At 62.4% G+C, this 11,257-nt stretch carries 8 protein-coding genes and 1 pseudogene; 7 read left to right on the top strand and 2 right to left on the bottom strand.

The window, feature by feature from the left end; translation table 11 throughout:
- Positions 1 to 417 precede the first annotated feature (417 nt).
- Both WCB02_RS03650 and WCB02_RS03655 read left to right on the top strand, forming a co-directional pair.
- Positions 418 to 1,470, top strand: coding sequence for a hypothetical protein (locus tag WCB02_RS03650; RefSeq protein WP_423956476.1), 1,053 nt, complete (start codon positions 418 to 420; stop codon positions 1,468 to 1,470).
- A 533-nt stretch (positions 1,471 to 2,003) separates the two neighbouring features.
- A complete protein-coding gene (locus WCB02_RS03655) occupies positions 2,004 to 2,951 on the top strand; it encodes a hypothetical protein (RefSeq protein WP_423956477.1) in 948 nt (315 codons plus the stop codon).
- Positions 2,952 to 3,186: 235 nt separating this feature from the next.
- Here WCB02_RS03655 and WCB02_RS03660 read toward each other — a convergent pair whose 3' ends face one another.
- Complete coding sequence (locus WCB02_RS03660; protein WP_423956478.1) at positions 3,187 to 4,182, bottom strand: ABC transporter substrate-binding protein; 996 nt, start codon at positions 4,180 to 4,182, stop codon at positions 3,187 to 3,189.
- A 363-nt stretch (positions 4,183 to 4,545) separates the two neighbouring features.
- On the opposite strand from WCB02_RS03660, the gene WCB02_RS03665 reads away from it, so the two are divergent.
- The 3 genes from WCB02_RS03665 (at position 4,546) to WCB02_RS03675 (ending at position 8,303) form a co-directional block, all read left to right on the top strand.
- The gene (locus WCB02_RS03665; protein WP_423956479.1) at positions 4,546 to 5,634 is read left to right on the top strand and encodes a TAXI family TRAP transporter solute-binding subunit; all 1,089 of its coding nucleotides are present in this window, start codon (positions 4,546 to 4,548) and stop codon (positions 5,632 to 5,634) included.
- Positions 5,635 to 5,914: 280 nt separating this feature from the next.
- On the top strand, positions 5,915 to 6,691 hold the full coding sequence (locus WCB02_RS03670) for an ABC transporter ATP-binding protein (RefSeq protein ID WP_423956480.1): 777 nt from the start codon (positions 5,915 to 5,917) through the stop codon (positions 6,689 to 6,691).
- A gap of 439 nt (positions 6,692 to 7,130) precedes the next feature.
- On the top strand, positions 7,131 to 8,303 hold the full coding sequence (locus WCB02_RS03675; RefSeq protein WP_423956481.1) for a hypothetical protein: 1,173 nt from the start codon (positions 7,131 to 7,133) through the stop codon (positions 8,301 to 8,303).
- 61 nt (positions 8,304 to 8,364) lie between these two features.
- Here WCB02_RS03675 and WCB02_RS03680 read toward each other — a convergent pair whose 3' ends face one another.
- Positions 8,365 to 9,963 (bottom strand): GMC family oxidoreductase, encoded by a 1,599-nt coding sequence (locus tag WCB02_RS03680; protein WP_423956482.1) that lies wholly within the window; start codon positions 9,961 to 9,963, stop codon positions 8,365 to 8,367.
- A 240-nt stretch (positions 9,964 to 10,203) separates the two neighbouring features.
- On the opposite strand from WCB02_RS03680, the gene WCB02_RS03685 reads away from it, so the two are divergent.
- On the top strand, positions 10,204 to 10,980 hold the full coding sequence (locus WCB02_RS03685; RefSeq protein ID WP_423956483.1) for an ABC transporter permease: 777 nt from the start codon (positions 10,204 to 10,206) through the stop codon (positions 10,978 to 10,980).
- A gap of 23 nt (positions 10,981 to 11,003) precedes the next feature.
- A pseudogene (locus WCB02_RS03690) lies at positions 11,004 to 11,257 on the top strand (ABC transporter substrate-binding protein); the annotation flags it as partial.

Raw genomic sequence — 11,257 nt, forward strand, 5'->3', positions numbered from 1 at the left:
TTGCCGCCGCTTCCCTCGCGCGACGTGGTGCTGCATTCGAATACGACGGATCGGGAGGCCAGGAGTTCGCTCAAGACATTGGCCGCGACGATCAGGGCAACGGCGGATTTCTAGAGCCCGATGCGGCCTACCCAGGAACCGCTGTCGACTCGCACTGAGATTGAACGTATTTCTGATATCCCGCTAGATTGGCTACACGCTTTACGCGAGTCGCCGCGACGACTCTCGCAAAAATCACCCGCTATGCCCGAAAATCAACACACGATGACCTTTGATTTTTTGCGTTGCTGCCAATAACATCGATACAACCTTAGAAAGAACTAAAATGCAGCGGCAGATCGGCGCGAATGAGCCGCCCGCACGTTGCCAAGAAGCAATACCGCCCAAGCAACGCGTCGGAGCCGATCGAAGGGCGGGTTGACGCTCTCATCGCAAACAGCGCCAGGCGCGCTGCGCGATTGTGTCGCGTCGGTTGACAGGAGGTTGGTAATGAGTGCCCTGGACCATGATCAAAATGCCGATAGGCCGGCCGCAAGCGTCCCGCCCGGGACCGGTGATCCTCAGGAGCCCAATGAGCTACGCCGTATTCACGAACGAATTGCGGCGCTGACCAAGCAACACGAGACAAGCTGGTCGTCCTCGCGTCGGCCGTTCCTCGACCAACGAGCCGACATCGAGCCGGAGTTCGTGCCGGCGCCATCGCGCTCGCAGAAGTTGGTGTTCGAAGAAGAACCTCACGGGGCTTGGATGCGGACACTCGACCCCTTCGTGATGCCGCCTCCGCCGCAAAACAACCGATCCTTGTTGAGTCGCGGCAGGATTGCCGGATTCATCGCCGCATTTTGCGTCGCCGCAGGTATCGCGCTCGCGATAACCGATTCCATGCGGGCGCCGATCGTCAATGCAGCCGTCTCCCGCGGAGCTGACACGGGCCAAAGCCAGTCCCTTTCGAAGGCCGTGCTAGCGAACCTGACCCAGATTCGTCCCGCCGAGGCGCGGGTCCAGTCCGCCGAGCAGCCCACGACGCCTGCCTTGGCGGCGTTTGCGGCGCTTCGGACCAATGATGCGGCGCCGCCGCAATCGCCGGCAGCGACCTCACCTTCCGCCCAGCCCAGCATTGTCATGCCGCAACCCGCCGCCTTGGCAGAACCGCCCACGAGCCCCATTTTGTCGCGCGAGGAAACCGCCGCGTCGCCCGCGGAAACCGCGGCCATGCTGCAACGTGGTCGAGATCTGATCGCCGCTGGCGACATCGCGAGCGCGCGCCTGATCCTGCAGCACCTCGCCGAAGCCGGCAGCGCGGAGGCTTCCCTTGCTTTGGCCGGGACCTTCGATCCCGTGGAGTTGTCAAAACTCGGCGCGATTGGCCTACAGCCTGATCTCGCAAAGGCCCGCGCCTGGTATGCGAAGGCCGCCGAACAGGGATCGCGGGAAGCCCGGCAGCGTCTTCAGCAATCGGCACTCCGTTAGCGATCAGCTTGGCGCCTGGCTCGATGGCGTGAAAATCCGATCGTCGGTTTCTTCGCCCCCGTAGCATATCGTGCGGCGGAAGCAGCCGTCATGCTCGCGTCAATAGCGCGTCCACCACCCGATCCGCGTTCGAGAGTCCGGAGCGCTGGACTCGCTGTTATCTCGTCGAACGCCACGGCATGACCCGGAACCGGCCGGGCATCAGCCACCAAGTCGTACGCCGGTTGACGAGCGTTACAGGTTGCCGTTTGGCCGCCTGCATGCCAAGCATCCTTGCGGCCACCGCGAACCACGCGCTTTGCCGAAAATAGACACACAATGGCCTTCGATGCTTAACGTTGCTGCCAAAAACTTCAATACAACCTTAGAAAGAACCAAATGCAGCGGCAGATTCGCGCGTCCGCACGCTGCAACGAAGCAAAACCGTTCAAGCAATGCGCCAGAACCCGTCGAAGGGACGGCTTGATGCTCGCATCGCAACAGCGCCAGACACGCTGCACGATAATGCTGCGTCGGTCGACAGGAGGTCGGTGATGAGTGCCCCGGAGCAGGATGAAAAGCCCGACAGCCTGGGCGCAAGCGTCCCGCCAGGGATCGGTGTTCCGCAGCGCCATAACGAGGTGCGCCGTATTCAAGAGCGGATTGCCGCGCTGACGCGGCAGCACGAGACAAGCCGGCCGTCGTCGCAACGACGCGCGCCGTCCCTCGACCCCCAGGCCGACATCGAAGCGGAGTTCGCGATGGCGCCGTCCCGCGAGCCGAAGGCGGAGTTCGGAGGTCCCCACGAGGCTTGGGCGCGGACGCTCGACCCCGTCGTGATGCCGCCTCCGCCCCAGCGGAAGCGGCGATCCTCGTTGAGCCGGCCCACGGTCGCCGGCTCCATCGTCGCATGTTGCATCGCCACCGGTATGGCGCTCGCGATGATCAATTCGCTGCGGGCGCCGATCGTCAACACCGTGGTCTCCAGCGGGGGTGACGCGGACCAAAGCCAATCCCTCTCCAAGGCCGAGCTGGCGAACCTGACCCAGATTCCTCCCGCCGGAGCGCGGGCCGAATCCACCGAGCAATCCTCGACGTCTGCCTTGTCCGTGTTTGCGGCGCTGCAGACCAATGATCCGGCGCCGGCGCAATTGCCGGCTCCGACCTCGGCCCCCGGAGAGCCCGGGATTGTCGTGCCGGAAACCGCCTTTCCAGAGCCACCCGCGATCCCCATTTTGTCGCACGATGAAGTCACGGCCATGCTGCGACGCAGTCGCGATCTGATCGCCGAGGGCGATATCGCCAGCGCGCGCCTGATCCTGCAGCACGTCGCCGAAGCCGGCAGTGCGGCGGCCTCCCTCGCATTGGCACGCACCTTCGATCCCGCGGTGCTCGCAAGGCTCGGCGTGATCGGTGCACAGCCTGATCCCGCAAAAGCCCGCGCCTGGTATGCAAAAGCCGCCGATCAGGAAGCGCCGGGAGCGCAGCAGCGCCTTCAGTAGTCGTCACTCTGCCGACGATGAGCTCGGCGGCAGATTCGGTGACGTGAAAATCCGATCGGTCATCGCGCGCGCCCCCGGCGCAAATGGCCGGGGCGGCTACAGCAATCATGCTTGCGTCAAACAAGTGTCTAGCATGCGAACCGCGGTCGCAAGACGCTGGAGCGAGGAACAGGCCGTCGCCGAGAACATCGGTCGACTTGTCTACATCGAAGCCGAAGCGTGGGTGCCAAACAGATCACAGCCTGACGACGGACAGGAAGATACTGGGATCGAAATACTGCGTCGCTGGAAGCGGATTCTCGATCTTGGCGACCCGAGTATAAAAGTCCGTCACCTGCTGCAGCCACTCGGTGACCGTGCCGTTGCTGTAGAGGCGCCGCCAGACCGCGGTGGGAAACACGCGCATCGCGCCGAACTGCTCCTTGATGTCGCGCTCCGGCACGTCCTTATAGTAGTCTTGGTGCAGAATCCCGAGCGACTCGTTGGTCCGCGCGATCAACATGTCATTGCCCTCGCTCCAGCAGCGCACGATCCGCGCCAGCACCGGCCGGCTCGACGCGTAGTAGGAGTTTGACGCCACCCAGCCGCCGACCACCGCCGCGCTCGGATAGAATGCGCCGGCATCAAGGATCTTCCTGGCCTGCGGAAGCTTCTCGCGCACCGCGATGTTGAACGGGACCCAGAGCACCACGGCGGGAACCTGCCCATTGATGAACGCGTTGACGGCGTCAGGCATCGGCATGCTGACCAGGTCGATGTCCGCGCCCGTCATCTTGTTTTCCCGCAGCGCATTATCGAGGAAGACGTGTGCGGTAGTGCCTGCGGTGGTAGCGACCCGCTTACTCCGCAGGTCAGCGACCTGGCTGATCCCCATGTCAGGCCGGACCCAGAGCTGCGCCGTTGCGAACTCGACCGAGTTGATCAGAAATAGCTTACCTTGGCCCCGCGCCGGAAAGTTCGAAACCACGGCTCCCGTCGCGTACATATCGATTTCGCCGGCCGCCATCGACTTGGACAGCTCGACCCCGGTCCCGAACAGCTTGAATTGCGCGTCAAAGCCGTTGCGCGCCCATGTGCCGAGGTGATCGCACAGCCAAATCTGTTCATCCACCGCCACCGTGTGCAGATAACCCACCCGGATCTTGGTCCTGGCCTGGGCGAAGGCGGGCATGCCGATTGCCGACACGCCAAGCGCCGAGCCAGCTGTTGCGATGAATTTGCGCCGGTCCATGACCCCATACTCCTGCCCTTGATCGTCATTTTCTTGATCCAACGGCGAACTTTGGGCGTGCCCCGCGGCCTGTTCACCGATCCCAACCGGGACATTTTTCACTCTATTTGGGAATCAATCATAAATTGAGGCGATGCGGCAGCACACAGACAAAAAAGCCTTAAACCGGACAAACCATGGCATCAGTACTTGCCGGCAGTCGCATCCCGTCTCGTCCCATCTCCGCTGCCGTCGTTTCCAAAGCACGGTCAGGAGTGCAAGAACATGATTACACGAACAAGCAAGCAGTCCCTTCCGCGCCTTCGCCGAGGCCTGATGCAACCGGCGGCTTCGGCTCGCGCGCTGCGAATCGGATTGGTGCTGATGACGCTCCTGGTTGGCGCTCCGATGGCCCATTCCCAGGTCTCCTCGCTCGAGAGCACACGTGCGCCGCGCATCGAGGACCAGTGGAAGACGAAGCTCAACGCCAATACGGTTTCCATCATCGCCGGCAGTCCTGAAGAGACCTACCTCGACATCACGCACGACCTCGCAGTCGTACTCAATGATGAGAACCTGCGGATTCTTCCGATCGTCGGATTGGGAGGCGCGCAAAACATCCGCGACGTCCTGTATCTGAAGGGGGTTGATATGGGGATCACGTCGACCCAGATGCTGCGCTATTTCGCATCGACTGGCGAACTCTCCAGCGCGCTCGACCAGCGGTTGACTTACATCACCAGATTGTATCCGGAAGAAATGCACGTTGTGGCCGGCCGCAATCTCAAGACGCTGCAGGACCTGAACGGCAAGAAGGTGAACTTCTCCGAATCCGGTTCGAGCACGGAAATCACGGCGCGCGACGTGTTCGGGCTTTTGTCGGTCAATGTCGACGAGGTCAATATGAGCCAGGCGGATGCCATCGAGGCGATCAAGAACGGACAAATCGCCGCCACGGTGGATTTCTCCGGCAAGCCCGCCGAGGTGTTTTCGCGGATTGCCGCCAGCGACAACCTGCATCTCCTGGATGTCCCTTACACCTCGACGCTGGAGAACGTCTATCTTTCGGGGCAGCTCGAACAGGCGCTCTACCCCAACCTGATCGACACCGGCCAAACCGTGCAGACGATCGCGGTCGATTCCGTCCTGATCACCAACAACTGGCCGGCGGGCAGCGATCGCTACCATCGCGTGGCGCAGTTTGTGGAGGCGCTCTTCACGCATTTCGCCGAGCTGCAGAAGCCGCCGAGACATCCGAAATGGAAGGAAGTCGATCTCGGCAAGGAGTTGCCAGGCTGGCAGCGCTTCCAGGCGGCGCAGGATTGGCTGCAACAGGCTCGATTTGAGGAATTTCGCGCCAAGCGCCAGAGCGAACATCCGGGCACCAGCTCCATGCCGGAAAGTCCCGCCGAGAAGCAGCGGCTGTTCAAGGAGTTCCTTGAATGGTCGCAGACGGAGGCCAAGAGGCGTTGATCGAAGGATGAGTTCAGTTGTCAGCGTCGATCTCCGGACGACATCGCGGCTTCGACATCGCGATCGGGATCAATCGCCGGCTTAGGTCTCGCGCTCCGCTCTGGAAGCGGCTAACGATGCGCGCGGCTCCGTTTGGAAGGTGGAGTCGATGCCGCCCCCGTCAATTTTCGCATCGTGATCATCCATGGCGTTATCGCCGCGTTATGAGACCACCAGCCGTCCCGTGCAGTCATCCAAGCCGATATCCAAGCCGATCCTTGCCAGATTCGATCATGTCTCGGTGACGTTCGACACGCCCAACGGGCAACTCAAAGTTGTCGATGATGTCAGCTACAATATTCATGAGGGCGAGTTCGTGTCGGTGATCGGTCCGTCCGGCTGCGGAAAGACCACCATGATGACAATGCTGGCCGGCTTCCAGAAGCCGACGAGCGGGCTGGTTACCTTCGACGACAAGCCGATCATCGGGCCGGGCCCCGAACGCGGCGTGATTTTCCAGGAATACGGCGTATTTCCATGGCTGACGGTTCGAGACAACATCGCCTTTGGCCTGGGACTGGGCGCCAACCGCGTCTCGGCCAAGGCGCGCGACGAGATCTGCGACCATTATCTCGGCCTGATGGGGCTTACGGACTTTGCAAATAGTTATCCGAAGCATCTGTCAGGAGGCATGCGTCAGCGGCTTGCCATCGCACGTGCCTATGCCGTCAAACCCAAGTTCCTGCTGATGGACGAGCCGTTCGGGGCACTGGACGCCCAGACCCGATCGAATATGCAGACTCTTCTGCTGCGGGTGCTGGCGAGGGAAGGCAAGACGGTGATGCTGATCACCCATTCGGTCGATGAGGCGATCTACCTGTCGTCGCGCATTGTCGTCGTGACGGCGCGCCCCGCGCGCATCAAGCAGATCATCGAGGTCAACTTCCCCTACCCGCGCCAAGAAGCTCTCCAGGAACTGCCGGAGTTCGGCGAGATGCGCAAGACGATCCGCGAGTTGGTGATGAGCGAATATCAGGCTCAGCAGGCACAAAGCCGGCCGACTTCTTCTTCAGAGTAGAGAGCAGATAAAGAAGGCCAGCGCTTCTGTCGTAAGCGAGCCGAGAGCAGGCCCGAGCTGCGCTCGCGAAAGATGTATATTGCTACCTTTACTCGTCTCAACAACGCAGCGGTTTCGAATCGCATATGTCAAAGGCCCCACACTTTGGACTAAATGTGGAAATAGTTTACTACTGCGACGGGCGCGGCTAGGCTGCCGGTCCATGGGCGGAATCAGATGGGGACACTCTGATGGAGGCGGCGCCAGCAAGTCGGCCTGGATCTCGTAACGCAATCAGGGCCGCTTTTGACGTCCGAAAGGCGGCGGCATCAAGCTCCGCGACCGAAGTTCGATTGTCGTGCGGCGGCTACTCGGCCTGCTCCTGATGAAACCTTGGTGTCCTCAACGCATACGGCTTCGCTGCTCGCGCGGGCCGAGCTGAGTAGAGTGGGGATTTCGCGTGAGTGAGTCGAAGAAGAATCTCGATCCCAACGATCCTTCCTATTACGCGCCGCCCAGGGCGCGCGAACGCGACAATACCTTGGCCTCCCCCGAGAATGAGCGGCCTTCCTTGCCCGCGCAACGAAGGCTCGATGATCCATTTTCGAGTTTGCGGGCAGATACTCAGTCGGACGCTTTCGCCCAGGCCATTGCGAAGATGCTGCGCGAACAGCGTGAGACCGAGTTCGCCGGAACGCCGACGGCCCTGCAGCGGCGCTCGTCCCTCCACCTTGTCGGCAAACTTGCCGGTGCGATCGCCAGCGCTGCGCTGGTTGCGCTGCTGTATGTGGAAGTGTTTTCGTCCGACGACCGGCTTGGCCTCGCGTCGCTGCTGCGACCGCGGGAGATGATCACATCGCCCGCACCGCATCGCCGCGCATCGACGCTCGTCGTGCGCAACCACAGCGGACTCGTCAACGAGCCGCTGGAGCTCGGCGTCAGCGTCGATGCTGCGGATCCGGGTGCGACCGTCACGGTCAGGGGAATGCCGGCCGAAGCCAGCCTGACCGCCGGCACACCGCTGAGTCTCAACGAGTGGCGCATCCCGGCCGAGCAGATTTCGGAGGCGAAGGTCATTCCGCCAACCGGCTTCGTTGGCGAGATGAACCTATCCGCCGAGTTGCACAATTCCGACGGAACTGCGCTGGTCACCAGCTTTCTGCAGTTGGCCTGGAGGGCACTGCCGGTTGCCGCCGCTCCGGCGGTGTCAAGCACGGCGATGGCATCAGCCGTGCCCGGACCGAATCCACTGCCGCCGACACTGCCCTCGGCCCCGATCCTGTCGCCGCCATCCGCCGCAGTTGATGCTGCGCCGGCGCAGCCTCCGGCGGAGACGCCCCGTCAACTCTCGCCCAATGAGATCGCGGGTCTGGTCCGGCGGGCAGAGGAACTGCTGGCAACGGGTGACGTCAAGGCGGCCCGTACGCTGCTGATGCGCGCCGCCGACGCTCACGATGCGCGCGCCGCGCTGTTCCTGGCCAAGACCTTCGATCCGATCACATCAAGACAACTGAGCGCGTCCGAGAGCGGACCTGATCTGGCCCAGGCGCGCAACTGGTACCAAAGAGCGCGGGAATGGGGTTCGCCCGAGGCCCAGCACCAGCTTGACGCTCTCGCAAGCTACCAGCGTTGATAACGGCCGCGCGGCGCGGTTGATGCAACAATGCTGTGGTTGCGCTTGCATTGGGTCGATCTCAAGAATTCAGGATCAGGGCTGCGCCCTTCTCCCCGATCATCAGGCTCGTTGCATTGGTATTGGCGGACGTGATCGTCGGCATCACCGAGGCGTCGACGACGCGCAGACGGTCGACGCCGCGAACGCGCAACTGCGGATCGAGTACCGATCGGTCGTCACTACCCATGCGGCAGGTGCCAACGCAGTGAAACACCGTTCCGCCGGTCCGGCAGGCAAAATCCCACAATTCGATCGGACCGCTTGCGGCCTCGCCCGGCGCCATCTCGATGTCCCAGAGATCGCGAAACGACTTCTGGCGGAAGATGTCACGCAGTATCTTCATCCCTCCGACGATGGTCTTGCGGTCGATCTCCTCCGCGAAATAGTTCGGCTCGATGCGCGGCTGCTCGAACGGATCCGTCGAGCGGATGGCGAGCCGCCCACGCGATTTCGCATGGCACTGCCATACCGAGGCCGTGAATCCGGAATAGCGATGCAGCGGCTCGCCGGGCTTGTCGACCGACAGCGGCATGACATTGAACTGCACATCGGGCCGCCCGCCTGTGGCGTATTCGGTGCGTGCGGCGCCGCCGACCTGCCCGGCCCCGACGGTCAGGGGACCGCGGCCGGCCAGCGCCCACTGTAGGCCCATCTTCGCAAGCTCGAACGGATTGCGCACCTGGTCGTTGAGCGAGATCGGTCGCTTGAGCCGGACGATGATGCGCGCCTGATAGTGATCCTGAAGATTGCCGCCGACATCAGGGGCATCCGCGACCACCGGGATTCCGAGCTCGCGCAACAGATCGGCCGGCCCGACGCCGGAAAGTTGCAGTAATTGCGGCGATTGCAGCGCGCCAGCGGAGAGGACGACCTCGCGATCGGCAGAAGCGCTGCAGCGTTGGCCGTCCTTGATCCATTCCACACCGGTCGCGACGCGGTCCGAAAACAGTACGCGGTTGGCCTGGGCGCCGGTGACGACGGTCAGATTGCTGCGCCGCGCGACCGGGTGGAGGAAAGCCTGCGCGGAACTCGAACGCCAGCGCCGCCCGATGCCGAGCTGGTAGCTGCCGACGCCGAACGTCGTCGCGCCGTTAAAATCGGTATTCCGCGGCAATCCAAACTCGACCCCGGCCTCGACCCAGGCCGCCGAAGCCGGATTGTCGTTGCGAAGCTCCGACACCTCGAACTCTCCGAAACCACCGTGATACTGGCTGTCGCCGCCCCGGTAGCGTTCGTAGCGTCGAAAATACGGCAGCACGTCGCGATAACTCCAGCCCGCAGCGCCGAGGCTCTCCCAGTCGTCGAAATCCTCATGCTGGCCCCGAATGAAAATCAGTCCGTTGATGGAGGACGAGCCGCCGAGCACGCGGCCGCGCGGCCACACGATGGAGCGGCCGCCAATGGTCTCGTTCGGCTCGGTCGCGAACAGCCTGGAATACCGCTGGTTGTAAATGGTCTGATAGTACCCAACCGGGAGTTTCAGCCAGAAATTGCGGTCGGATCCGCCCGCCTCCAGCAGCAAGACCCGACAGGACGGATCCGCAGACAGGCGGTTTGCGATGATGCAACCGGCCGAACCTGCGCCGATAATGATGTAGTCGTAACCCCGAGGAGCCATTCCCGCTCGATTCAACGCTTTCGCAGCGCGCGGCATCGAAATACCGCATTGCTGCCTGTAGACAACACAACCATCGGACGCAAACACCGACGCTTTCGCTCTCGCTATCAGCGTTGATTGCAGCGAATATGAGGGCTGCACGCGGCGGACAGAACCTTTGACATAATGACGACGAGCCGTCATTCCATTTCCACGGCGATGTTGGTCAGGGACCAACCCGCGCAATGGGGACAGGCCAGGATGAAGCAGCGTCGGCACGTCGCAAGGCAAGTGTCCCTCAGCCTCGCGCCCTGGATCGTCGTCGTCGTGCTCTGGTACGCTGTTCGCCTCAGCGGATACGTCAACATTTCCTTAATCCCGGCCCCGCATCAAGTCGCAGCCAGGTTCGTCGACCTGCTGCTGCATGAAGGCCTGTTGTACGACATCTATCTTTCGAGCCGCCGGGTCCTGCTTGGCGTCACCATGGGGATCACCGCCGCCGTTCCCGTCGGCTTCGCGCTCGGCTGGTATCGGCCGGCGCGCATCTTGGCCGACCCCATGATCAATTTCTTTCGGGCCCTGCCTCCGATCGCGCTGATCCCGCTGGTGATCGTCTATTTCGGCGTCGATGAATTGGCCAAGATCGTCATCCTGTTCTACGCTGCATTCTTCTCGGGCGTGATCGTGATGTATGAAGGCGTTTCGCAGATCACGCCGCTCTATATCCGCGTCGCGCAGACGCTCGGCGCCAGCGAGCTGGAGATCTTCCGCAAGGTCATCATTCCCCTGACGTTGCCGCATATCCTCACCGCGCTGCGTGTCGCCCTCGGGGTCTCCTGGGCGACGCTGGTTGCCTCAGAGCTGATCGCGGCCCAGCGCGGACTGGGCGCCCTGATCCAGAACGCCGCGACGTATTTTCTGCTCGATGTCATCTATGTCGGCATCATCTGCATCGGCTGCGTCGCGCTGCTGATGGATACGGTCTTGCGCCAGATCAGCGCGAGGCTGCTGGTTTGGCAGGAGAGAGCCGTCGCGTAGGGCTGGCGGCGAAGGGAGAGTACATGTATCGACGGCAATTTCTCACGACAACGATGGGTGTCGCGCTGGGTGGTTTGGCGGCCCCCGCGCTGGCGCAGGCCACGACCAAGGTTCGCGTCGGCTATCTGCACACGGTGGCGGTCGACGGCCAGATCTGGACCGGAATGGACCGAGGTTCGTTCGCAAGGCAGGGGCTCGAGCTGGAATTGCGCCAGTTCAACACCGGCCTCGAGCTGTTCCAGGCGCTGATCGGCGGCAGCCTCGACATCCTCTCGAC

Origin of the sequence: Bradyrhizobium sp. (assembly GCF_049581145.1) — a bacterium.
GTDB lineage: Bacteria > Pseudomonadota > Alphaproteobacteria > Rhizobiales > Xanthobacteraceae > Bradyrhizobium.

What these genes read in the sequence shown, in the direction of transcription:
- WCB02_RS03655 (WP_423956477.1), top strand. Translation starts at nt 2,004, where the DNA reads ATGAGTGCCCCGGAGCAGGATGAAAAGCCCGACAGCCTGGGCGCAAGC.
- WCB02_RS03660 (WP_423956478.1), bottom strand. Translation starts at nt 4,182, where the DNA reads ATGGACCGGCGCAAATTCATCGCAACAGCTGGCTCGGCGCTTGGCGTG.
- WCB02_RS03665 (WP_423956479.1), top strand. Translation starts at nt 4,546, where the DNA reads ATGACGCTCCTGGTTGGCGCTCCGATGGCCCATTCCCAGGTCTCCTCG.
- WCB02_RS03680 (WP_423956482.1), bottom strand. Translation starts at nt 9,963, where the DNA reads ATGGCTCCTCGGGGTTACGACTACATCATTATCGGCGCAGGTTCGGCC.
- WCB02_RS03685 (WP_423956483.1), top strand. Translation starts at nt 10,204, where the DNA reads ATGAAGCAGCGTCGGCACGTCGCAAGGCAAGTGTCCCTCAGCCTCGCG.